Consider the following 24,138-nt stretch of genomic DNA (forward strand, 5'->3'; position numbering starts at 1 on the left):
TGCTGTCTACATTGCTAAACGTAAACACCAGACCGAATATATGTTCTACTTCTACTAAATTTTAATTGCACAACTGCGAAAGCAAAAGCCCTGATTACCTAGAATAACGCATGGCAGTAATTTATTTAAATAACAATGCCTTCGGCCTTGTAAAAATATCATCATCGGTCAGCTTTACTCTCCAGGTAGCACAGTTGAGCACCCCACCCTTCTTGGCTAATTCCGGACAAACAATGCCAATAATTTGTCGGCCGCCGAAGACATCCTGATAAGAAATATCTGCTTCCATATCCTCGAAAGTGCCAAACAGGGGCATGAAGATGTATGGCCCTACTTCCAGATAGTTGAGGTAGCAGCCGGTGGCATCATAAGCGTCTTTGTTTTTCCAGGCGTAGTAAGGAAAAGTGCGGCAATGCAAGCCTGCGTTGTGCAGGCTCCACCGCAAGGCAAGGCCAAAATCACGGTACGGTGCTGTGTTGGGATAATGGTTGACCAACACGGTGTTTTCGTCGAGAAATCGCACCATGCTATCGGCATGACCAATAGGATCGTTCGGTTCTTGTGGAATGACGATGAGTTGGTCCACTTTGAGCTGTGCTTTGATTTCTTGCTTCAAAGCATATTCGTGCCATCCTTCGTTTTCCTTGAATATTTTGGTGGTTACAATCGCTTTGTTGCCGCAGGAAACCACATTCCCTCCATCCAGTTTTATGGTGAGTGGCGTAGCCCGCAATTCAATGGCTTCACAAATCGCTTTGGTATTCGAAATGGTCTTTTGCCACTTTTTTGCTTGCAGGTAATCCGGATTGTATTTGTAATGCACAAAATAATCGTCCTTGGTCTGCAACGGCATAAAGTCGGTTACCCAAATATCCTTGCAACCAGGAATCAATCCGTGATGTATACCATACCTCTCGAATTGAAACACCAATCGTCGGTAGATATCCGGAAATTGCACAGAAAAAAGATCGGCCAAAAAAACGGCATTGCATTCTGCGTTCGCAATCATACTAAAAGCGTTTTACAGCAGCTTCTTATCGATACGCACAAATGGAAAAACCACGACCACTAAAACTGCATACACCAAAGATCCTCGCACAGATAGCAATGTATTTGCAATGTGATTCAATCTGCTTTAAAGCGCTTTCTGATAGGATAGTTTCATGACAGGTTGTTGGTCCATGACGTCAACACTGCAGCAAACGAGATATCCGTGTTTTGCCACGCTGTAATCAAGACAAATAGCAACATTGTTTTCAATAGACGGCTTTCCTTTCAGCCAATAGTGTCCGAAAAATACAGGCACATGATCTGTGTATGAAAAAGGTTCGACATCATCCGGTAAGCTTTCATTCGCCAATTCAGGAGGACAATCCATCAGATAGTGATTGAAATCGATTGGAGCTGCTTTTGGCGTCCACCATTTTATTCTGCTTTCATTGCGCACCACTCCTCCTTTATCTACGAAAAAATGCCCCGCAGGCAACGTGTATTCCTTGCCCTTCAGTGTTTCGTTGATGACGGTAAATACTTCGCCCCGATTGCTTTTATCATTGGCCAATCGAAGGATATCGGTATTGATACCTGTATAGTTTTCCTTCAGCCATTGAATGTACTTTGCATCCCAACAAGCATGCACCACTCGTATGTAGCCAAGATCGAGAAACAACGGCAGCGTTTTGAACCAATCAAGAAAATAAAGCCATTCCTGCTCTACGTGTTTAAACTGTTTGAGCGTATCGATGTGTTGCTCAATTTCCGTAAGCGAATGATCCCGGAAAAATCCGCCTTTCTCGATGTGTGGCGTATGAAAACTAATGGCGTTGAATTCATGGTTGCCCATCACCGCCAAAGCGTTGCCCGCATCGCACATGTCTTTGATGAGATGCAATGTCTCCCGTATCATCGGACCTCTGTCAATGTAATCTCCCACAAAAACAGCTTGTCTTCCCAGCGGGTGTGCGTACACCCCTCCTTTCCTTTCGTATCCCAATTGCTGCAACAGTATTTCCAACTCCTGCGCATACCCGTGTATATCGCCGAAAACGTCGTATTTCATGATACAAGTTTACTATGTAAAATACCAACCTATTTGCGAAGCGGATTTTGCCGTTAGCCGAATAGCAGGACTAATCGGCTCATAGCAATAAAAAAATAGCGATCACCTTTATGGCATAACCTGCAAAGGATTTGCAACAGCTATTGGAAATTGGCGCCTTTATACCAGCCGGAAACGCAGACGGAAGAAGTACCAGCTATTTGTTGAATAGGTGAGGATACTTTGCAAATAGACTGCAATCATTTGCAGGGAACTTTGTTCCCTTTCAATAAATCCAACCCGGTATGCTTTTCAACCCGCCACAATGTTCCATACAAACAGAAACCGAAGTACAGGTAGATGAAGCCACCCGTTTGGCCCTCTCGGCTCAACATGCCGAAGAAGGACAGGTTATTTTGCATGTTACTTATAACAGCACTGATGTAATGGAATGGATTCGAATTTGGCCCACTACCTATTTGGTGCCAATTCCAGCAAGCGAAAAAGTGCAACTGATACACGCATACAATATTGGCATTTACCCCAATTGGCTGACAATTCCAGCCAATAAACCACACATCTTCACTCTGGTGTTTGGTGCTCTTCCTAAATCCTGCACAAGCTTCGATTTGTGGGAAAAGATACCTGAACCGGGTGGGTTCTTGATCCGCGATATTCAACGGAATAAGTCAGATGTGTACCACCTCACGATGCATTAATTGCATCTCAATGTACTTTTTTTAAATTACTCCAACGATGTTCTTTCAGTGGTGTTTCTTGTTATGTAATTTATTTTTATAACTGTTTACTACCTACCGGTACAACCCCATAATCTTCGACATATCATCTTTGATTTTCGAGGCTACTACTTTGGCGTAATGCTGCGTTTGTTTAATGGTAGCATGCCCCAGCATTTTACTCACCGACTCAATAGGAACACCATTGCTCAACGTAACGGTTGTAGCAAATGTGTGCCGGGCAAGGTGCATGTGCAACGGCTTTTCAATCCCTGCCATTACGCCGAGTATTTTGATGCCCTCATTCATTTTTTGGTTGGAGGAAACATACCACATGAAATCTCTGATATCGCCTGTAGGGCTGTAAGATTGGAGAATGCGGGCTGCAGCAGGCAGCAAGGGAATAATACTTTGTTCACCTGTTTTTTGCCTTGCTTTGATGATGTAATACGTGCCATCCTTTTCCTGAAAAATATGCTCACCTTTCAAACCCTTTAAGTCTACATAGGCAAGACCAGTATAACAGGCAAACAAAAAGATATCCCGCTTACGGGCCATGTTTCTGTCTCGTAATTCTAATGCCACCAGCTTATCAATTTCTTCCTGATTGAGAAAGCCGGGATACACCGGTTTCAAGCGGAGTTTCAATTCCCGAAAGGGATCATTTTTTATCACACCAGCTCTTATAGCGGGCAGCAGTACAGTTTTTACAAACGACAAATGTTTGACTGCCGTATTGTGTTGCAGATTGCGGGTGGTGCGCAGGTATCGAAAATACTTTTCGAGAAAATGCGTGTTCAAGCGGTTGATGCTATAGTTCCGCACTTTGAATTCTTTCATCAGAAATTCTTCCATGTGCAACACACTGCGCCTGTATTTTTCATACGTGGCTTTGGTAACGTCCACCCCTGCACGAAGCTTTACTTTTTCGGCTCCTTCCCGCAAATAGTCAATAAGTAATTGCGGACGTTCTTCTTTGCCCTTGATTTTATCAATCAATTCTTCCAGGCTAAACACGTCGCCATTGAACCGCAGCTGATCAAATGCATTGGCGGCTTTCCGGTGCAGCATTTCCAGATTGCGGTTGCCTTCGGAAGCCATTTTTGATTTGCGGTCAAATTTTCCCGCGGATACGTTCCAGTCTTTGCGGCTGCAATACAATCCTGTAAAAAGATCCCTTCGCTCATTGCGAAAAGTGATTCTTAAAATGATGGGATATTGTCCCTGTTTGTTTGGCGAGCTGTTCCTCAGCATGTAGCCAAATCGAATGTCCATGAAATCCAACATAACGGTCAATCATTTTGATAATTAAAATTGACGTGTTGGTGGAACTTAGAAACATGCAAAATGAAGCATAACGCAGCAGTCTAAAATGCCCAAAAAAAATGTCTCTAAAATCACACCAAAACGTGGTGTGATTTTAGAGACATTTGCACTTTTCCAGAAACTCAAATAATGTATAAAACGTTGATTTGCAGCGTTTTGCAGCGTTTTTCGCAGTGTAAAAAGCAGAGAGGAAGGGATTCGAACCCTCGATACAGTTTCCCGTATACCCGCTTTCCAGGCGAGCCCCTTCAACCACTCGGGCACCTCTCTGTATGGGGCGGCAAAGCTAAGGTTTGAGAGCCAGTGCACAAAACAACAGAAAATCATCATTATCCTTTTACCTGCCCTATAACTCGTTTTGTGTTTTGCTTTTATCAATATCTTGTCCGCCAACTATGCGATTCGTTTTGTCAAAAAATGGCTGGCTCCAGTTGGGTAGTCTGGCCCTGTTTATTTTCCTGTGGGCTGCCAATCCATTTCAGCTGCAGCCGCTGGCACAAAAGGCCGTAGCCTGCGCCGGGCTCATGGTAGCACTGTGGGTTACCGAAGCATTGCCCATGGCCGTTGTGTCCTTATTGCCCATTGTGTTGTTTCCGCTGTTGGGTATTTGCAGCACCGCCGATGCTGCAGCCCCCTACGCCAACCCTGCCATTTTTTTATTCATGGGTGGGTTTATGATTGGCCTCGCCATCGAAAAATGGGACCTGCATCGTCGCATTGCACTCAATGTAGTGCGGTTTACAGGCACCAGTGGCAACCATATTATTCTCGGTTTTATTTTGGCCACCGGTTTTTTAAGCATGTGGCTCAGCAATACCGCCACTACCATGATGATGTACCCCATAGCCATGAGTGTAGTGCAGGTACTCGAACGCAATCGTGAAAATGACGCAGCCATTCGCAACATGGGCATTTGCCTGCTCTTAAGCATTGCCTACGCCAGCAACTTTGGCGGCATTGCCACCATTATTGGTACGCCGCCCAATGTATCGTACACTGCATTTCTGAAAAAAACCTATGGCTACACTTTTCAGTTTGCCGATTGGATGATTATTGGCGTACCCATTTCCATCATCCTCATGTTTACCCTGTATTGGGTGATGACCCGTGTGCTGTACCGCAACCAAATTAAAAGCAATGCCGCTGCACGGCAAGTAATACAACACGAACTTCAACAATTGGGCCGCATGAGTGTACCCGAAAAAAGAGTGCTCGTTATTTTTTGCCTCACCGCATTTCTCTGGATTTTCAAAGACCTCATTAATGCCAAACTGCATACCAGTTTCGATGACAACCTGATAGCCGTAATGGGTGCCATACTGCTGTTTGCCATGCCCAGTGGCGATACCAAAGGCATTGGCCGACAGCTACTCGAGTGGACCGACACCCACAAAATGGCATGGGGCATTTTGCTGCTGTTTGGCGGCGGCATTTCGCTGGCCAACCAGCTCGATGAAGTAGGCATTATTGACAGCCTGGGTAAATGGATGGCTGCCAGTGCCGGCAGTAACCTGTTTGTATTGGTGCTGGTGATAACGTTGGTGTCCATTTTCGTTTCCGAAATACTGAGCAACGTAGCACAGGTCATTGTATTTGCACCCGTGCTAGCCGGTATGGCCGATGCCATGCAGCTCGATCCATTGCTATTGGCCACGCCCATGGTGCTGGCCGCCAGTTGCGCCAGCATGCTGCCCATGGGTACTCCGCCCAATGCCATTGTGTTTGCCAGCGGCCGCCTCCGCTTGTCCGACATGATTAAAACGGGCCTGGTGATGAACCTCATAGCCGTTATCCTCATTACCCTGTTTTGTTATTACCTGCTGCCCTATGCCGTAGCACACATCCGTTAGCGTTATGTTTTTATTGGGGCTGTCAGCTGTAGTGCAATCAGCAGCTGCAGTTGGGGCTATCACTTGTAGTGGCCTTCGTGCCTCAGGCCAGCTACCCGTTCTATCCCCCAGCCCTTCAGCGGTGTGCTGCTATGTTGCTTACCACCCAAAAATCAACCAGCCCACGGATGTTGCCGTGAGCTGAATGGTTGGTACTAAAATTCTGGGAGAGTAGTTCTGAACAGAAAAATACTACCCTTTTTGTAAGCAGTTGGTTTTGCTTGTACACAGGATGTGAAATAAGAAATAGCGAATAAGGAATAAGAAATAAGGCAGTAGGCAACTTGACTCACCTCGAACACAATCTTCTTTGTGCTCCTTCGTGCTCAAAATAATAGTTTGCAGTAGTCAATTTGGTGCCCTGTAAATTGTATACTGCCAACTGCCACCTCTTGGTGCTCTTTCGTGGTTCAAAGAAACTCCGTGCTCCTTCGTGCCTCCTTAGCGTCTTCGTGGTTTCAAAATCCCTCAAATCTTATACTCAATAAACCCCTTATTAATCGTTGCTATTTTTCTTGTCCGGCGAAATACGCCCACGCCTTCGCGGCTGCCGCCATCATTGGTATTGCCTTCTATCACGGTAATGAATCCACCCTGCACACTTTCTACAATGCCGGTATGGCCCAATCCACCACCAAAACTCATGATGAATATTTGCCCCGGTTTTATCAGTGCCGGATTGTTCACCGCTTCTTCCGCCGTTATTTTTTTGCCGGTGGTTTTATTCCAATGTGCCAGTACGCCGCCGGTTTTTACCAACGGGTTGGGCTTTTCTGCCGCCAGTGCTGTTTCTTCAAAACACCAATACACAAATGCAGCACACCATGCCGCCGGAAAGTTGATATTGACGGTTTGCAAATACTTTTTAATGCGTGGCCCCCAGTTGCTGCCGCTGGGTTGCTCCAGCACCCCAATTTCGCCACGGGCCGTTTGCAATACGGCTTCTATCCACTTGTTGCTGGTGCTATGGTTATCGGGCACTTTGGCTTTGCCAAACAGCGCCTCCCAAGTAATGCTGCCCACTTCGCCATCTATGGTCAGTGGCATGCCTTCCTGATCGATAAAACGGGCCTGAAACAAGCGAATGGCTTGCTCGGTTTTAGTGCCAAAAATGCCGGTGCCATCAAATCTTTCGATGCCTAATTGTTGGAGTCGGGTTTGGATGGCTTTCACAATGCGGGTGTCGGTGTCGCCCTTGCGGATAATACGGCCGGGATATTTCATGAGTTCGATTTACAGGTCAAAAAAAGTGTTGAAACAGTCAACTGTCTTCCCCACACGCCCGGTATGTTTTGTTTCAAACAGCGGTTGCAAGACTGGCAGTCGTGCTTCCGTTGTTCTTACAAGTTTCCGACAGATTGCCCGCAATTGCTATGACATTCGACAGTTTAAAAACACTCCCTTGTCATTCTTTTTACTGCGAAATGACAGCTGCGTCTGCACCGCATCAGCTACATTTGCGCAACCATTTTGGATGTTAGATGGCAGATGACAGATGTTAGGATATACATCTTTTCCTAACATTAACTTGCCCCGCTTTCAACATTCCAACTTGTAAACTTTGGAACTTGTGAACGCTGGAACTTTTTGAACATTTAAAAACACATATATGGACTACCGGATAGAAAAAGACACGATGGGCGAAGTGCAAGTGCCCGTGAATGCATACTATGGTGCACAAACCCAGCGCAGTGTCGACAATTTTAAAATTGCGCAAGACATCAACCGCATGCCCAAAGAAATCATCCGGGCATTTGCTTACCTCAAAAAAGCAGCGGCCATCACCAACTTTGAAGCAGGTGTACTGCCCGAAGAAAAATGCAAACTCATTGGCCAGGTGTGTGATGAAATTCTTGAAGGCAAACTCGATGATTATTTTCCGCTGGTGGTGTGGCAAACAGGTAGCGGCACACAGAGTAATATGAATGTAAATGAAGTGGTGGCTTACCGTGGCCACGTACTCAATGGTGGTAGCCTCACCGATAAGGAGAAGTTTTTACATCCCAACGATGACGTGAACAAGTCGCAGTCATCTAACGATACCTTCCCCACTGCCATGCACATTGCGGCGTATAAAATTTTGCTGGAAGTAACCATCCCCGGCATCGAAAAGCTGCGCAATACACTGGCCGAAAAAAGCAAGGCCTTTATGCATGTGGTAAAAATTGGCCGCACCCACTTCATGGATGCCACTCCACTTACACTTGGTCAGGAGTTCAGTGGCTATGTATCGCAACTCGACCATGGTTTGAAAGCCATCAAAAATACGCTGAAACACCTGAGTGAACTGGCGCTTGGTGGTACAGCCGTAGGTACTGGCATCAACACGCCAAAAGGCTACAGCGAAAATGTAGCGAAGCATATTGCAGCCCTCACCGGTTTGCCATTTGTAACAGCTGAAAACAAATTTGAAGCTCTTGCTGCTCACGATGCGATTGTAGAAGCACATGGTGCGTTGAAAACTGTTGCCGTTAGCCTTATGAAAATTGCCAATGACATCCGCATGCTCAGCTCAGGACCACGCAGCGGTATTGGTGAAATTTTCATCCCCGATAACGAGCCAGGTTCTTCTATCATGCCCGGCAAGGTAAACCCCACCCAGTGTGAAGCGCTGACCATGATTGCGGCTCAGGTGTTGGGCAATGATGTGGCCATCAACATTGGTGGTGCCACTGGTCATTTTGAACTGAACGTGTTTAAGCCGGTGATGATTTACAACTTCCTGCACAGTGCCCGCCTTATTGGCGATGGTTGTGTAAGCTTCAACGACAAATGCGCCGTAGGCATTGAGCCGATAGAAGCCAACATCAAAAAACACGTAGACAACAGCCTGATGCTGGTAACTGCTTTGAACACCAAGATTGGTTATTACAAAGCTGCTGAAATAGCACAGAAGGCCCACAAAGAAGGTACTACGCTGAAAGAAATGGCGGTGAAGCTGGGCTATGTAACACCTGAAGAATTTGACGCTTGGGTAATTCCTGCCGATATGGTGGGTGAACTCAAATAACGGGATAGACAGTTATGCAAAAAGCGACCAACAATATTGGTCGCTTTTTTATTGCTGGTGTCACAGGCCTCCCGGCCCGTGACGATACTGTTCCTCAGCTCCAAATAATCTGTGAATCTGTGGCCATCTTTTCATCTTCACTGTAAGGGGTTAAAACCCCTCCCTAAAAAATCTCGCTTCCTTTCACCACGGGTTGAAACCCGTGGCTATAGAATACAAATCCAGCGACAAACATTTACTCACCCTCGCCAAAGAGAATCCGCGAATCCGTGGCTAATTGAAATATCCAATACCATCAGCGCAAATCCTGCCTTTATCCATTTTATCCGCGTCCTGTATTTCACTCCCTACATCTTCACCAATCGTAAGGCATCCAGCATCGCCGTGTTAACATCCACATTCATGTTAATGTTCCAAGGCTCCAGCTTGAGTTGCAGGTTGTTAGTGCCGGCATTCAAATTCAGGTACCGTGCATTGCTGTAGCCCCATTCGCTCCACTCATCCTTACCCCGTTGTGGAAACACAAAGCTGCCTGCATATTGCGTATTCACATACAAACTGCGGATGGCACATTTGTTGTCCGTATTCCACGGACCACTGCCATTGGCATAGCGAAAATCGACAAGGTAACGACCTGCTGTAGGCACTTGCACTGTGATGTTCAGTGTGGTATTTTCAGTATTGCTGATGGCTACAAAACCCTTGCCTGCAAAGCCTGTATAGGACAATGATGACGGTGCTGCAAACTGTTCCAGTTCCACTTGCAGTTGTTGTTGCTGGCGGCCGAACAATACAGGTTCACTGGTAAATGATTCATAACCTTTTTCATCAATGGAACTCACTTTGTATTCAGCCAAACTATTGTCGCTTATCACGAATCCGGGATCAGCTTGCTTGCTGACAACACTACCATTTTTATACACCCAATACTTACGGGCCCCTTTGATGGCCTTCCAGCTGAGTTGGTTGCCATTCAACGTTACTTGTGGATCGGGCAGGCTGAAATGTACCGGTTGCAGATTGATGCCATCCTTGTCAAAAGACTGATTGTTCATGTTGATGACCACCTGATGTTTGCCAATGGTATTGCCTGGCAAAAAAGCATTTGCCAATGGTTTTCCATCCAGTGTAATGGATTCAATCACATTGCCCGTGCCATTGACCGTTATATCGAGCATGGCATTTCGGTATTTGAAATTGCGCAGCGTTTTGCTGCCTTTGTATGCCGCAGGCACTGCCGGCTGAAAACGAATGCCATTGGCCTCCAAATGAATGCCCATAAACACCCGGTGCACCATCGCCAGATTACCAGCCATGCTCCACAACATGCGGTCGCTGTTGATTTCTGTGCCAGCATAGTCACCAGTTTCGGCTACAAAGTTTTCGTAGTTGGTGAGGAACAAAGCGCCAGCACGATAAATAGCTGCGAGGCCATGCGATAATGCTTGTTCGTTGCCAGCTTTGGCTGCCGCCAAATTCCAAAACGATTGTACAAAAGGCCAAATACCATTGTTGTGATACGGTGGAATGTTAGGGATTTGCGGATAGATACAAGTAACACCGTAAGGTGTGATTGGCGACTTTGAAATAATACTTTTCGCTTTCTCTTTATCCGCCACATCAAACAATACAGCTAGTGCTTCGCCCAAGGCTTCAAAACGGGGCGATACATTGGCGAATGCACGGCCGTAGCTGTACTGTGCGTAATAGCCTTTATCAGCCATCCAAAGTACGTTATCAATACCTGTACGAATATTGAGTGCGGTAGCTGCATGATTGCCGACATCCATGCCCAGTTCTTTCGCCATCAGACTAAGTATGTTGTGTGCCTGAAAATGCACGGCATTCGTACCGAGGTTTTCACTCATGTAAATGTCTTTGTTGTCCATCCAGCGGGGATAAGTTTGCTCCCGCCAATCGAGAAAAGACGACTCGCCACTGTACATGCCCGATGTGGTCAGTCCAACCACTTTGGCATCATCCTGCAAGCTGTTGTTGATGATTTCATAGGCATTGCGCAGCCAAGCTGTATCGCCGGTGGCTTTGTATATTTCCCATGCTGCCAGTGCCCAGGTGGTACGGTCGCTGCTGACAGGCCATGCACCACCACTACCCGTATCTTGTATAATACGACGGCGCTTCACTTTTTTCATGAGGCTGTGCTTGGCCACTTCTGGTTCGTGATAAGCAAAAGCCAGCAAGATGCTGTAGCTGATATCACGGGTCCATACACCACCCCATTTGGCACCTGTACGGAAAGTGGTATCGGGTTCAATATTCTTGAGTGCTTCTTCCAAACTCAGATTGAACAAAGCATCAACAATGGGCTGCTCCGAAGTGTAAGAAGGCTTTGCGGAAATGTCTTTTGAAAGTTTCCATGTTTTGGCAGCAGTGTCTTCGGGGTTGAGCGGATTGAGTTTGAGTTTGATGCTGTACACCGAATCGTTGTCTTCATCCGTCAGCTTTAACCCTTGCTCATCGAGGTTTACAAAATCCCAGGTGAGTGGTTCGCTTCCACCGGCCAAATAAAATCCTTTGAAATCGGCCTTTGCCACCTTACTGCCATCAAATGCTTCAAAATACCCCTGTGCCGCAAATTGACGCAGTACCGGCGCCATATTGATGCGAAATGTATACTCGTAGTTGGGTGGCAAAAAACCCGGATCTTTTGCCGGTACGGCGCCATCATTTTGCCCGAATGTTTTGATATCCGATTCGTGTTCATCACCAATCAGCACCCAGTGGTCCTGGCCCGGCAGCATCTCATTGTCTTTTTCATTGATGCTCACTTTAAATTTTACCAAACGACTATACTGCTGGCTGGCAGCACTCACATAATTGGAACGGACTTCTGTGGGAGAAACCACAGTGGCTTCGTATTTACCCTGCACTACTTTATCGGTATACACGGTAAACTCATCCGACTGATACAAGACGTTGTCGGGCCTGCTGTTGCAGGCGAGCAGGCAACTTGGTCATAACAAGCAAAAAAAGCTGTTTCATATGCAATACAATGAATGTTGTAAATGTACCACCAAACAAATGCAACGGGCCCCGAAAGGCCCGAAGATGATTATGGTTTTTTGGCCACTAACCGCACAACGGCTGCCATGCCCTGATGATAAGGACCTTCATCGAGAGTTGTGAGTACTTCTTCGCAGTACTGCACCTGAAGCGGATGAAAATCTTGCCGCAATGTAGAAGCGGTATACAGCATGGAAATTTCTTTGGGACCACCGCTGTTGTAATGCAATTGTGCAGGCGTAAAGGCTTCCAGAATGAGTATGCCGCCCGGCTTTAGTGCGGCAGCAGCCTGCTGATGTACCTGCCAGCGCAACTCTGGCGGAAAGTGAGCAAAGACCAATGCGATGGCATCATACTTTTCTTCACCGTATAAGAACAAAGCCGCATCATCAATTTCAAAATGAACAGCCACCTGATGCTTGGCCGCCAATTGGGTGCATTTTTCTTTGGCTGTAGCACTCAAATCGAAAGCCGTTACCTGCCAGCCTTGGCGAGCAGCAAACACTGCATTGCGGCCTTCACCTTCGGCAGGCAGCAAGAGTTGACCGGGTGTAAGCCGCATCAATTGTTCGGCAAAAAAAGCATTCGGCTCTTCACCGTAGGCAAATGCCGTTTCAGCATATCGTTGATTCCAAAACTCTGCAGACATCACACTGTTGTTTTACAAAATGGGGCCCTTAGAAGACACTAAATTTCGCACAAACCCCTATGCAGTTCAACAGTTTTTTTTCATCTATGAAAAAAACGAATTCATCGAATATCAGACAACTGTAGCGCTTTGGCGCCTAATTCACGGTAACTTTATGTTCAACAAATCATCGGTCTCAAACCTTGAGAGATATATACACTGCATACATTCTTGTACTGCGTGTAGCAATAATGAGTTAATACCCCAACCCCCTATTGCAAAACGAAAGGAGCCTTCAGCCGGCTCCTTTCTCTTTTTCAGCATTATGTGATAAGTCCTTAAAATGCAGCGGGAAACTGAAAGCCATTCAGAAAATTATTGATCCCCAGTTTTGCAGGTAGCGGGCCTTGCCCCATTACATACAGCACGGCCATTGTTCTGCCTTGTATCCAGCCCATTACTTTGAATTCTATGCCCGTGTGGTCGCTCCAACTGTCGCTTATGGCTTTGGCCAGCTTGCCACGGGTAAGGCCGTTTACTTTTTTGTAGCCTTCTTCATCAGCAATATTGAGGGTGCTTTTGATGTAATCGAGGTATTGAGTAAGTTGGTCGTAATCATCCTCCACCGCATCAGGATTTCTTAGCTGAATTACCTGCACACTATACACGTAGGTTTCTTTGTTGATGATGGTTTCTGCCCTGGCGGTGAAAACTTTATTACTATCAACATCCAATCCGCTTTCAATACCTGTAGGCGCTTTTGGAAAAAGTGCCGCACAGCCGCTGTTGGCAATCTGATGCCGCTGTAAGCCAATATTAGTGACAGTTTGCGTGTAGCCTGCATTACAGCAAGCAAAACGATGTGGTAAGTGCCGAAAAATATTATAGAAGAGCTATTGCAAAAGACAGCCAACTGGCCATTGCAAGGGTAAACCTCGCTTCTATTTTAAACGCTACGGGCAAAAACACCGAAGCCTTGCAGCAACTGCAAATAGCTGCAAAAATTGAACCCAACAGCGACCATATATTCTATACCCTTGGCCTGCTATATGCCGAACTGAAAGAAATGGAACCGGCAGAAAAAGCATTGCAAAAAGCTATTACCCTCAACAAGCAAAACATAAGAGCACAGTATAATTATGGCATACTGCTGCAACAACAAGGCAAGCAGGATGCTGCAGAAAAAGTATATACAACAGCATTAGAACAAGCACCCACCAATGCCGACCTGCTGAATGCCCTAACCATTTTATACATGCAAACCAATCAAAGAGAAAAAGCTATTACTACCGGAAAAATTTTGCAGCAATATCATGGAACCAACCCCGCATACAGCAACTTACTTCAGCAATTGAGGCTGCAATAAAACTTGTGGTCAACCGACATATAAAAAGGCGAACCCGTGAGTTCGCCTTTTTATTGCACAGAGAGCATAGCTCTTATTTTTTGTCGGGGAAGAAAGGCAATGCTTCAGAAACAACCGCCTTAATTTGCGCATCAATATAGTTTTCCAATTGCAAAAACTGAACAGCCTTAATTGGAGAAACAGCCTTTGAAATTTTCTTCAGATAATCGCCTTGCAACTTGTTCAACGCTTTGTTGTAGGCCAATACTGCTTTAGCAATTTCAGTAGCTTTAGCATCGGTCATGGTTTCAAAATTGTTGCTATAGTTTTCGATAGCAGCCATTCTATCCTGGCCCAATTTGTTGCGGGTAGTTTGGTAAGCTTCGTACAAAGGCCAAAATTTTTCGGCATCTTCTGTTTTCAATTGAAGCGCTTCGCTTACTACTGCTTTTTTCTCTTTGCCCCAAATTTGTTGAACATAGGCTAGTTCGTCTTTTACAGTTTGGGCATTTACAGTACTGCCTAAAGCCAATACCAGAACGGAGAATAAGAACTTTTTCATAGTTGGTTTCTAAATGTTTAATGCTGAATAATGAGTGTTAGATTTACTTCTTTTAAAGGAAGTAGGCAAAGATAAGTGCTGCGATACATACCCGAATGCCTTCAAGGCATAATTCCCCTGCTAATTTTTGAGAAAACTGTTGGATTCAAAAGCCGTTGGGGAATTGAAAACTGTTCAGAAAGGCATTGGCCCCTGCCTGGATAGGAATACCATCCTGGCAAAAAACAAACAACACTGCCATGGTACGACCTTTGGCCCAACCCATTACCGAAAATTCCTGCCCGCTATGATCCGTCCACTTGTCGGACAAAGAGCTGCTGAATTTTGCTTTCAACAGGTTGTTGCCTTTGGTATATCCGGCAGACTCAATTATGTTTTGTTGGCTTTTTATATAATCCAGGTATTGGGCAAGCCGGTCGTACAAATCATCGGTTTCGGCACCGGCTCTTATTTGCAAAATATGCACGGCATAGTGGCATTCCTGCTGGCCTACTATTAGTTTGGTTTGGGTGGAGTACACCTTGTTGCTGTCCACATCGTATTGCCATTCGGAGGGCTCGGGTGCAGCGGGCAGGCTTACCTGGCAGCCACTATTGGAAATGGCGTATTTCTTCATGGCCACCACAGCCTGCGCCTCCAAAGAATGAGTACAAGTAAGTGCTATTGAAAGAAACAAAAAGAAGTACCATTTATTTCCGATAGAAGTTACACAACGCATAAGCTTGGTTTTTGAGATTGAAAAAAATGATGGAACCAGGACGGAAATGCCGAACCAACTTTACCAAAGTTCCAACTTCAATAATAAATCATGCCGCCAAATTCCAAGGCAGGCACTTGCTAACAGTTGTGCAAATAGGCTGCTTGCTACAAAAAAAATAGCCGCTGGCAAAATTGTCAACGGCCACTTCAAAATGTTTGTGCTATTTAAACCAGCATGGTTACCGGATTTTCGAGGAACGCTTTCAGTGTTTGCAGGAAAGCGGCACCTACCGATCCGTCCACACTGCGGTGATCGCAACTCAGCGTAAGTTTCATGATGTTTCTTACGGCAAATTCGCCTTTAGCATTGCGGTACACTTCTTCTTTAATTTTTCCAACGGCCAAAATGCAACTATCAGGCGGGTTTACAATGGCAGTAAATTCATCAATATCCATCATACCCAGGTTGCTGATGGTAAATGTGTTGCCGGTAAACTCATTCGGTTGCAACTTTTTGCCTTTGGCTTTGCCACCCAGTTCTTTGGCTTCGGCAGCAATTTGGCTCAAGGTTTTTTGGTCGGCAAAACGAATCACCGGCACAATCAATCCATCAGGAATGGCAACGGCCATACCAATGTGCACATGTTCGTAAGTACGGATAAAATCGCCCATCCAGCTACTGTTTACTGCAGGATGCTTTTTCAGCGCCATGGCCGATGCTTTAATGATCATGTCATTGAAGCTGATTTTGGCAGGGCTGATTTCGTTGAGTTTGGTGCGGGCCGCCATGGCGTTGTCCATGTTGATTTCCATCTTGAGATAGAAATGCGGTGCGGTGAATTTGCTTTCGCTGAGGCGCTTGGCAATCACTTTGCGCATTTGGCTGTTGGCAGTATCGCTGTAGCCTTCGCCGGCACCACCCGGTACAAATGGCGCAACAGTAGCAGCAGGTGCGGCAGGAGCCTGAGCAGCGGTCACAGGGGCAGCAGCAGGAGCACTGGCCACAGATGAAGCAGCTGGTGTATAGTTGTCTACGTCTTGCTTAATAATACGACCGTGGTCGCCACTGCCTTTACATACCGCAGGTCGATGCCTTTGTCGGCAGCGAGTTTTTTGGCGAGAGGACTGGCTAAAATACGGCCGGTGTTTACCACTTCGGGAGCAGCAGCTACTGGTGCAGCGGCAGCCGGAGCAGGAGTAGCAGCAGGCGCAGCAGCTTCAGCCTTGGGGGCAGCAGGTGCAGCACCAGCGCCAGCTTTGGCGGCGGCTACAATCTCATCAATTTTAAAATCGGCGGGGCCAATGATGCAGAGCAAATCATTTACCTGAATTTTTTCGCCGGCAGCAGCACCTTGGTACAGGAGCACACCATTCTTGTAGCTTTCGAGCTCCATGGTGGCTTTGTCGGTTTCTATTTCTGCGAGTACATCGCCTTTGCTTACGGTCTCGCCTACTTTTTTTACCCAGTTGGCAATCACCCCTTCGGTCATGGTATCGCTGAGGCGGGGCATGAGCACCACTTCTTCAATGCTGGCCAAATCGAGAGATGAAGCCGCAGCGGCAGGAGCAGCAGCGGGAGCTTCGGCCACGGGAGCCGCAGCAGGTGCAGGAGCAGCGCCGCCAGCCAGCAAGGCCGAAATATCTTCGCCGGGTGTACCCAGCACTACCAGCAGGTCGTCTACCTGCAGCTTGCCACCGGCAGCAGTGCCGAGGTGCAGCAGGGTACCTTCCTGATAACTTTCCAGTTCCATAGTGGCTTTATCGGTTTCGATTTCTGCCAACAAATCCCCTTTTTCACGGCATCGCCCACCTTTTTGTGCCAGGCGGCAATTACACCTTCTGTCATGGTATCACTCAGTCGGGGCATCTTTATTACTTCGGCCATAATAGATTGCTTGCTTTTTGGAGTTGCGAATTTCGGGGAAAATGACTTACCCCCCAACCTGCAGTGTCGATTGTTGCGGGATGTTTACAAAATGAATGACTGCATCAGCCCAATACACACGGCTCAATCGATTGCACTTGCAGGTATCGGGCAACAGCATTGCTTTGTAAACCTTTGATTTCTTTAAAAACCCAGGTCCAGTTTCAATCGTTCTTTCAATTCTTTTACCAGCGGGTAATGATCTACCATCAGCTTGTAGCGTTCGGCGGTATTGAGGTAGCGGGGCTCCAGCACTTTCGGCTGTTTGGAAGCCTCATCCTCGTTCACTTCAATTTTTACCTTGATGGACACATTGTGAAAATGCTGACGAAATGCTTCTGTCAAATCGGTGGCTTCCTGCTCCAGCATTTTGGCACCGAACACAGTTTCGCTGGTGATGATAACGGTATCGTCTTGCACGGCCAGCGTAGCCAACTGCATGTTGGTAACGGTGCTGTGCTTCTGCATTTCTTTTACTTTAATGGCATGAGCATCCCAGAGTTGCTGTACCTCTTCCAGCACCGGCATGCGGGCTTCCACCACGGCTTTGCCACCATTTTGCTGTACCTGCTGTTTCAGTTTGTCGAGCAAGGAAGTTTTGCCGCCGGCAGGTTTTACTGCAGCAGCTGGCATGGCTGACGGCATGGGTTTGGGAGGGGCAGGTACGGTTTCCTGCACGGGTGCTGCAGCAACCGGAACCGTAGCTACAGCCACAGGAGGAACCGCCGCTTTTTGTACCGGCGCCACGGGTGCCTGCGGCTTGGGCGTTTCTATATCAAACCGGGCTTCGCCGGCAGCGGGTGCTGTTTTAAAAATGGGGGCAACGGGCTTTGTTTTTACTGCCACCGGCGCCGACACTTTTGATTTTTTTACCACATGGCCCGAAGAATCCGCCACCAGTTCCAGTGCTTGCTGCAAATAGCAAAGCTTGATGAGGCACAGTTCTACATGCAGGCGTTTGTTGTGCACGTCGCGGAACTGCATAGAGGCCTGACTGATGACATTGAGAGCACTCACCAGATAACTGAGCGGCAGGCTGGCAGCAGTTTTAGCGTAGCGTTCCTGCATGCCTTCCAGCACATCCAACAGTGCAGCGGCTTTGGGGTCGCGGCTCACCATGAGGTTGCGCATAAATTCTGCAAAACCTTCGAGCACCGTGTTGCCTTCAAAACCCTTGCGGTTGATTTGATCGAAGAGCAACAAGGCAGTAGTTACATCTTGCCCGGTTACGGCATCCAGCAGTTGGAAATAATAATCTTCATCGAGCAGGTTGAGGTGCTCCAGCGTATTTTGATATGTGAGTTTACCATCGGTAAAACTCACAATCTTATCGAGAATACTCAGCGAATCCCGCATGCAGCCTTCACTCTTTTGGGCAATGAGTTGCAGGGCAGATTTATCGGCATTGATGCTTTCTTTTTGCGCAATTTCCTGCAGGTGCTCCACCGTGTCGGCATTGGTAATGCGTTTGAAATCGAAGATTTGACAACGACTCAAAATAGTGGGCAGAATTTTGTGCTTTTCGGTGGTGGCCAAAATGAACTTGGCATAAGAAGGTGGCTCTTCCAGCGTTTTCAAAAAGGCGTTGAAGGCCGCCTGACTCAGCATGTGCACCTCATCGATGATGTAAATCTTGTATTTACCTTCTTGCGGAGCAAAGCGAACCTGTGTTACCAGCTCCCGGATATCATCTACGCTGTTGTTGCTGGCCGCATCGAGCTCATGAATGTTGAGCGAACTGCCATTGTTGAACGACACGCAGCTGGGACATTCATTGCAGGCTTCACCATCCTCTTGCAGGCTTTCGCAGTTGATGGTTTTGGCCAAAATACGGGCACAGGTGGTTTTGCCCACGCCCCTGGGACCGCAAAACAAAAAGGCATGTGCCAGCGTGTTGTTGCGGATAGAATTTTTTAAAGTAGTAGTAATATGCTGCTGCCCCACCACCGAGCTAAAGGTTTGGGGACGGTATTTTCTGGCAGATACAATAAACTTTTCCATGCCCCACAAATGTAGGAGGTTGAGGCATGCTTCGGCAAGGACTGTTTATAAATCAGCCATACAAGTGAGGCCGCTTATAAAATGGGGTGGCGCTTGAACTCTTTGGTTCTGTCGAACAGGTAGCGATAAGTAGCCAACCGGCGGCTGAGCGTAAACCCAAGGTTTTTGGAAATATTGTTCATTTTGGGGTTGAAATCGCCCTGCCATTGCAGCTCGGTGTACAGGTACTTTCCTGTTTTGGGGTTTTGTAAAATTTTGCTGGCTTCCACAATCATATAATAATCCACGCCGGAACCTTGCCACTCGGGCACAATGCCAAACACAATGCCGGTAAAGTTTTTGATGACGCCCCGCCATTTGTAAAAAACAAACTTGAGTTTGGCCCACCAGTTAAACTGCCCATCGAGATACTTGAATACCTGATTCAAATCGGGCAGGCATATGTACATGGCTACCGGTTCGTTTTGGTAGTAAACAAACCACACCAAATCGGTATCCATAATGGGCTTCATGCTGTAAAACATTTTTATGGCTACAGGCAGTGCCATTTGTTTGTTGCCTTCGTGCTGGGCCCAGGCTTTGTTGTACACGGTGCAAAAATCCTGCGCCGCTTTTTCCAGGTTATTCTTATCAGCTCTTTTGGCTACAAAGCCGCCCATGGCCTCAATTTTGGCATGGGCTGTAAAAAACTTTTCTGGCAACCGCGGCCTCACCTCACGGGCATAACAGTTTTGGTAAAAGAAAACTTCGCAGCCATAGTTTTCCAACAGCGTTTTATAATATGGCGCATTGTAATTCATGCCATACAAGGGCGGGTCAAACCCTTCGATCAACAAGCCCCACCACTTGTCCCTTTCGCCAAAATTGATGGGCCCATCCATGGCTTGCATGCCTTGCTCCTGTAGCCAGTTTTTGGCTGTATCCAACAGCAGGTTGGCAGCTTCCTGATTGTTGATGCAATCAAAAAAGCCAAAGCCGCCGGTGGGTTGCTCATCGCCTTTATTTTTGTAGCGTTTGTTTACAAATGCAGCAATACGGCCAATGTACTTACCCGAGTCGTCTTGCAACAACCATCTTTTAACCGAGCCAAAACGAAAGGTTTTATTTTTCGATTCATCAAATACTTCGGCTACGTCCTTATCCAGCGGACGAATAAAGTTGGGATCCTCTTTGTAAAGTGCAGGAAAAACCTCGATGAATGATTTGGCCTGCGCAGCATTGGTTACTTCTATCACTTGCATGGGCGCAAATGTACAGCGTATGTTACTTGGCTGCAGCAAACAAGTGATCGCCAAGTTTTTTATCGTGTCCGTAAATATCGTTGCGGAAATGCAAGAGCCCGTTGGCATCTGTCCAGCAAGTAAAGTAGCCAATGAACACCGGAATTTTTTGCTGCAGCGTAATCGTAATTTCTTTGCTGCCACTCATACCAGAGTCTATTTTTTCTGCCGTCCATTCTTTATTACCTGCCAATGCCCACAATGCTAAATCACGGGGCTTGGCTACCCGAATGCAGCCATGACTGAAGGCCCGTTTGTTTTGCTCAAACAAACTTTTGGAAGGCGTATCGTGCAGGTAAATACTGTAGCTGTTGGGAAACAAAAACTTCACCCTACCCAATGAGTTGTTGGGGCCAGGTTTTTGCCTTACCATAGGCAGGCCATCACTATACTTACCCACTACTTCCATGTTGCGTTTGGAGAAATATGCAGCTGTTCTGCCCATCTCATTTTTCACAATGCTGTACGGCACATTCCAGTAAGGTGCCAACACAACGTATTGCATATTGCCATTAAAAATGACGGTATTATTAGCAGGCTTTCCCACCACTACATTCATTTGCAATTGCAGTTGGCCGCTGTCAAAAGCCCGCAGCATAAATTCAGGAATGTTTACCACTACATATTTTCCATTGCCGGGCTTGGGAATCCAGCGGGCCCGCTCCATATTGATACGGATTTGTTTGATGCGTTCTTCCAGCGGCAAATTGATGGCTTCCAGAAAACCTTTGCCGGCCACGCCATCTGCTGCAAGACCCATGCGTTGTTGAAACTGCAATATCGCTTTTTGTAATGCTGGCGTAAATACATGTCCGGTATCGGCAGCTGCCAAATCGCCCAGCCAAATCAACCGTTGTTTGATGCTGGAAATGTCAACAGCGCTATCTCCCAACTGGTATTTCTTTTTGGCAAAAGCAATTGGCGCCCATGCATGGGCTTTTGCCAATGCCGTGTATTGCAGCAAGGCTTTGCGCAAGCCTTCAAACAAAGGATGTACGGGCAACAAGGTTGTGATGTCTTTACCGCCACTGGCTACTACGGTGTCTAAAAAAGCAACCGGGTCGGTTTTGCGTTTGGGTATGAACCAATCGAGCTCCCGCAAATTGATTTGCGCATCGGCGGCATAAGCTCTTTCTGCATAGCGAAAGAAATGCCGGGTGAGTAATAAATCGGCCTGTACTTTTTCTGACTGGCTCAATAGCTGCGGCAGACTATCGTTGTATAGCTGATTGGCCAATGCATCAAAATCGGGTTGCAGCAAAGAACTGTCTTGTGTAGACGATTGATAGCTGCGATAGAGATTGATAAAATTATATGCCTGTTCCGCCACGCCGCTACTATCGTACCAGGCCAGTTGATAATTGCGCTGTTTGTAAAAGCTGATGATGTAAATACTATCCTGCTCAGTGAGTTTTTGCCGTTGCACAAATGCCAATACCGTGGCAGAATCAGTAAACACATCCATGAAAGCATTTTGTGCCGTGATGCTGGTATCGACGGGTTTCATGTCAGGCATTTTTTTGGCATTGCTACTTTGGCAAGCCATATGTAACAAGGCCATTAGTGCACACAATGCCAACCATTTCATTTTTTGTACCGCGGAGGGGGAGAATCATGCCCAAAACATTTGTTGAAAGATAAGGATGCATGCGTGTCATCCACCACATTTTCAGTAACTTTATAGTGCTTATCAGCTTACCTGTTCAATTACAGGAAAGCCTTCACACGTAAATCATTTTTTATGAAAGGAAGTACAAAAACACTGTTGGGATTTTTGGCAGGCGTAGCCGTGAGTGCAGGGGTTTATGCCTTTCTGAAAAGCAAAAAAGGCAAACAGTTTACCAAGAACATGAAAGACAAAGCCGATGAGCTGAAAGAAGATTTGGCCGACCTGGGCGACAAAGCCAGAAATGCCATGAAAAAGGTCGAAGAAAGTTTACCTCAAAGTAAATAACATGCCCAACCGACAAGAAGAAGGTTTGTATGATGAAGTGCAGCAAACCGTAAAGCAACTGGTAAATGACCGGCTGCTCTTAGCCAAAATGGAGGCAACAGAAAAGCTGAGCATCATTAGCGGTAAAGTAATTATTGCAGTGCTGGCAGGTGTGTTACTCTTTTTTGCACTGCTATTCATTAGCCTCATGGCAGGCTATTTTTTTTCGCAGGTATTCGAAAGCTTTTTTGCAGGCTTTGGTTTGGTAGCGGCGTTCTATGTTTTGCTGCTGCTCATTCTATTGGCTTTTTTAAAAGCACCTTTGCAAAGGTCTATTGAAAACGGCATCATCAGCACCCTGTTTGCCAGCGACGACAACAACGATTAAGTATCTCAGCCATGCCAACAACACGACCATACCAGCTGCAGCAACCCATTCGCAATTTGCAACAACTAAAAGCGGAGAAGCGAAGGTTGAAAGCACATATCAAAGCGGCGGATGAAGCATTGCGCCATCGGGTGGAACGTATGCCTGCGGTAGCCATGCTGCGGGGCTTGCAACATTTTGGCAGCAAAATTATTCGCAGCAAAGCGGGTAGTTATGCTGCCGATTTTTTCACCTCCAACAGCAGCGGCAAAATATGGCCTACCCTGCTTAAAAGTGTGGCCATGTTTGCAGGCATGCAAGTGGCCAAATACTTTTTTGGTAAAAAAGACAACAACGAAACCGACTGGTCTTCGATGTTTACCGATGATGACGACGATGATACTGATGAAGCTTAGACTTTTGCAGCTATCTGCTGCATGATGAGCACTGCATGTTCGCGGCTGTTTTCAATGAACCATACATGCGTATCCAAACCGCCGCAAACCACTCCTGCCAGGTATATGCCTGGCACGTTTGTTTCCATGGTATCGGGGTTGTATTGCGGATGCATCTTATTATCATCACTCAGGCCAATACCGAGTTGTTTCAGTAAGTCGAAATTGGGTTGATACCCCGTCATGGCAATGACAAAATCATTAGGAATGGTAACCAATCCTTCGGGTGTTTGTATATCTACCTCTTGCTCCCGAATGGCCGCAACAGTTGCATTGGTGTAGGCTTTTATGGAGCCTTCGGCAATGCGGTTCACCACATCGGGCCGCACCCAGTATTTCACCCTTTCACCAATATCGTCGTGTTTGAGCACCATAGTAACGTGTGCAGCTTTACGATAGGTTTCCAGCGCCGCATCTACTGCGGAATTATTAGCTCCCACAACGAGTACGTTTTGAAACGCATAGTAATGCGGGTCTTTGTAATAATGCGTCACTTTGGGCAGGTCTTCGCCGGGCACATTCATGCGTACAGGAATGTCGTAAAATCCTGTTGCCAAAATGAGGTGCTTGCAGGTATAGGTCGCTTTCGTTGATGTTACTTCAAACCCTTTGTGGAGTGGCTGCACTTGCTGCACAGCTTCAAACAAACGCACCTGCAACTGAAAGTGCATGGTTACCCGCCGGTAGTATTCCAACGCTTCGGCACGGTTGGGTTTAGATTGCAAACTGGTAAAAGGAACGCCCCCAATTTCCAGCCTTTCGGAGGTAGAGAAAAAAGTCATGTTGGCGGGATAGTTGTACAGGCTGTTGACCAAACAACCTTTCTCCAAAATCACATAAGATAAACCAGCCTTCTGTGCTTCAATACCGCAGGCCAAACCAATGGGCCCTGCTCCTATAATAACGACATCCAACATGCG

22 protein-coding genes and 1 tRNA gene are annotated in these 24,138 nt (G+C 46.6%); 7 read left to right on the top strand and 16 right to left on the bottom strand.

Annotated features, from left to right (window positions below):
- Positions 1–121: 121 nt before the first annotated feature.
- Together GLV81_RS13175 and GLV81_RS13180 are read right to left on the bottom strand one after the other, a co-directional pair.
- Positions 122–1,009 carry an agmatine deiminase family protein gene (locus GLV81_RS13175; RefSeq protein ID WP_157479276.1) on the bottom strand — a complete coding sequence of 296 codons (888 nt, stop codon included), beginning with the start codon at positions 1,007–1,009 and terminating at the stop codon, positions 122–124.
- 126 nt (positions 1,010–1,135) lie between these two features.
- Positions 1,136–2,059 carry a metallophosphoesterase gene (locus tag GLV81_RS13180; RefSeq protein ID WP_157479277.1) on the bottom strand — a complete coding sequence of 308 codons (924 nt, stop codon included), beginning with the start codon at positions 2,057–2,059 and terminating at the stop codon, positions 1,136–1,138.
- Positions 2,060–2,343: 284 nt separating this feature from the next.
- Between GLV81_RS13180 and GLV81_RS13185 the strand changes: the two genes are divergently transcribed.
- Entirely contained in the window at positions 2,344–2,757 is a 414-nt protein-coding gene (locus GLV81_RS13185; protein WP_157479278.1) for a hypothetical protein, read from the top strand.
- A 93-nt stretch (positions 2,758–2,850) separates the two neighbouring features.
- Here GLV81_RS13185 and GLV81_RS13190 read toward each other — a convergent pair whose 3' ends face one another.
- Positions 2,851–4,062, bottom strand: a complete 1,212-nt coding sequence (locus tag GLV81_RS13190; RefSeq protein ID WP_157479279.1) for a site-specific integrase — start codon at positions 4,060–4,062, stop codon at positions 2,851–2,853.
- A gap of 222 nt (positions 4,063–4,284) precedes the next feature.
- Positions 4,285–4,371 (bottom strand) — tRNA-Ser (locus GLV81_RS13195).
- 125 nt (positions 4,372–4,496) lie between these two features.
- Between GLV81_RS13195 and GLV81_RS13200 the strand changes: the two genes are divergently transcribed.
- Positions 4,497–5,951, top strand: coding sequence for an SLC13 family permease (locus tag GLV81_RS13200; RefSeq protein WP_157479280.1), 1,455 nt, complete (start codon positions 4,497–4,499; stop codon positions 5,949–5,951).
- Positions 5,952–6,458: 507 nt separating this feature from the next.
- On the opposite strand, the gene GLV81_RS13205 is transcribed toward GLV81_RS13200, so the two are convergent.
- Positions 6,459–7,214 carry a CHAP domain-containing protein gene (locus GLV81_RS13205; RefSeq protein ID WP_157479281.1) on the bottom strand — a complete coding sequence of 252 codons (756 nt, stop codon included), beginning with the start codon at positions 7,212–7,214 and terminating at the stop codon, positions 6,459–6,461.
- A 385-nt stretch (positions 7,215–7,599) separates the two neighbouring features.
- Here GLV81_RS13205 and fumC point away from each other — a divergent pair, with 385 nt between their 5' ends.
- Positions 7,600–9,000, top strand: coding sequence for a class II fumarate hydratase (gene fumC / locus GLV81_RS13210; protein WP_157479282.1), 1,401 nt, complete (start codon positions 7,600–7,602; stop codon positions 8,998–9,000).
- Between the two features lie 347 nt (positions 9,001–9,347).
- Here the strand turns inward: fumC and GLV81_RS13215 are convergent, their stop codons facing one another.
- From GLV81_RS13215 to GLV81_RS13225, 3 genes are all read right to left on the bottom strand, one after another.
- The gene (locus GLV81_RS13215) at positions 9,348–11,933 is read right to left on the bottom strand and encodes an alpha-L-rhamnosidase-related protein (protein ID WP_157479283.1); all 2,586 of its coding nucleotides are present in this window, start codon (positions 11,931–11,933) and stop codon (positions 9,348–9,350) included.
- A gap of 140 nt (positions 11,934–12,073) precedes the next feature.
- Positions 12,074–12,673: a class I SAM-dependent methyltransferase gene (locus GLV81_RS13220; RefSeq protein ID WP_197428309.1), complete on the bottom strand. Its 600-nt coding sequence runs from the start codon at positions 12,671–12,673 to the stop codon at positions 12,074–12,076.
- Between the two features lie 317 nt (positions 12,674–12,990).
- The gene (locus GLV81_RS13225) at positions 12,991–13,386 is read right to left on the bottom strand and encodes a hypothetical protein (protein WP_157479285.1); all 396 of its coding nucleotides are present in this window, start codon (positions 13,384–13,386) and stop codon (positions 12,991–12,993) included.
- Positions 13,387–13,490: 104 nt separating this feature from the next.
- On the opposite strand from GLV81_RS13225, the gene GLV81_RS13230 reads away from it, so the two are divergent.
- On the top strand, positions 13,491–14,018 hold the full coding sequence (locus GLV81_RS13230; RefSeq protein ID WP_157479286.1) for a tetratricopeptide repeat protein: 528 nt from the start codon (positions 13,491–13,493) through the stop codon (positions 14,016–14,018).
- Positions 14,019–14,091: 73 nt separating this feature from the next.
- Here the strand turns inward: GLV81_RS13230 and GLV81_RS13235 are convergent, their stop codons facing one another.
- The 7 genes from GLV81_RS13235 to GLV81_RS13260 all read right to left on the bottom strand — a co-directional run bounded on the left by GLV81_RS13235 (position 14,092) and on the right by GLV81_RS13260 (position 21,970).
- A complete protein-coding gene (locus GLV81_RS13235) occupies positions 14,092–14,559 on the bottom strand; it encodes a hypothetical protein (RefSeq protein WP_157479287.1) in 468 nt (155 codons plus the stop codon).
- Between the two features lie 145 nt (positions 14,560–14,704).
- The gene (locus GLV81_RS13240; protein ID WP_157479288.1) at positions 14,705–15,277 is read right to left on the bottom strand and encodes a hypothetical protein; all 573 of its coding nucleotides are present in this window, start codon (positions 15,275–15,277) and stop codon (positions 14,705–14,707) included.
- A 206-nt stretch (positions 15,278–15,483) separates the two neighbouring features.
- Entirely contained in the window at positions 15,484–16,263 is a 780-nt protein-coding gene (locus GLV81_RS20500) for a dihydrolipoamide acetyltransferase family protein (RefSeq protein WP_246185996.1), read from the bottom strand.
- 26 nt (positions 16,264–16,289) lie between these two features.
- A complete protein-coding gene (locus tag GLV81_RS20505) occupies positions 16,290–17,039 on the bottom strand; it encodes a biotin/lipoyl-containing protein (RefSeq protein ID WP_246185997.1) in 750 nt (249 codons plus the stop codon).
- Between the two features lie 287 nt (positions 17,040–17,326).
- Positions 17,327–19,183 carry a DNA polymerase III subunit gamma/tau gene (locus tag GLV81_RS13250; protein WP_157479289.1) on the bottom strand — a complete coding sequence of 619 codons (1,857 nt, stop codon included), beginning with the start codon at positions 19,181–19,183 and terminating at the stop codon, positions 17,327–17,329.
- Between the two features lie 74 nt (positions 19,184–19,257).
- The gene (locus GLV81_RS13255) at positions 19,258–20,424 is read right to left on the bottom strand and encodes a hypothetical protein (RefSeq protein ID WP_157479290.1); all 1,167 of its coding nucleotides are present in this window, start codon (positions 20,422–20,424) and stop codon (positions 19,258–19,260) included.
- A gap of 22 nt (positions 20,425–20,446) precedes the next feature.
- Entirely contained in the window at positions 20,447–21,970 is a 1,524-nt protein-coding gene (locus tag GLV81_RS13260) for a L,D-transpeptidase family protein (protein ID WP_197428311.1), read from the bottom strand.
- A 234-nt stretch (positions 21,971–22,204) separates the two neighbouring features.
- On the opposite strand from GLV81_RS13260, the gene GLV81_RS13265 reads away from it, so the two are divergent.
- From GLV81_RS13265 to GLV81_RS13275, 3 genes are read left to right on the top strand one after another with little or no spacing between them, the layout of a single operon-like run.
- Entirely contained in the window at positions 22,205–22,417 is a 213-nt protein-coding gene (locus GLV81_RS13265) for a YtxH domain-containing protein (RefSeq protein ID WP_157479292.1), read from the top strand.
- A gap of 1 nt (position 22,418) precedes the next feature.
- The gene (locus GLV81_RS13270; RefSeq protein WP_157479293.1) at positions 22,419–22,784 is read left to right on the top strand and encodes a phage holin family protein; all 366 of its coding nucleotides are present in this window, start codon (positions 22,419–22,421) and stop codon (positions 22,782–22,784) included.
- Between the two features lie 11 nt (positions 22,785–22,795).
- Entirely contained in the window at positions 22,796–23,179 is a 384-nt protein-coding gene (locus GLV81_RS13275; protein WP_157479294.1) for a hypothetical protein, read from the top strand.
- On the opposite strand, the gene GLV81_RS13280 is transcribed toward GLV81_RS13275, so the two are convergent.
- Positions 23,176–24,135 carry a YpdA family putative bacillithiol disulfide reductase gene (locus GLV81_RS13280; protein ID WP_157479295.1) on the bottom strand — a complete coding sequence of 320 codons (960 nt, stop codon included), beginning with the start codon at positions 24,133–24,135 and terminating at the stop codon, positions 23,176–23,178. The genes GLV81_RS13275 and GLV81_RS13280 overlap by 4 nt on opposite strands.
- Between the last annotated feature and the right edge of the window lie 3 nt (positions 24,136–24,138).

This window comes from Phnomibacter ginsenosidimutans (assembly GCF_009740285.1).
In the GTDB taxonomy this organism is placed as follows: Bacteria; Bacteroidota; Bacteroidia; order Chitinophagales; family Chitinophagaceae; genus Phnomibacter; species Phnomibacter ginsenosidimutans.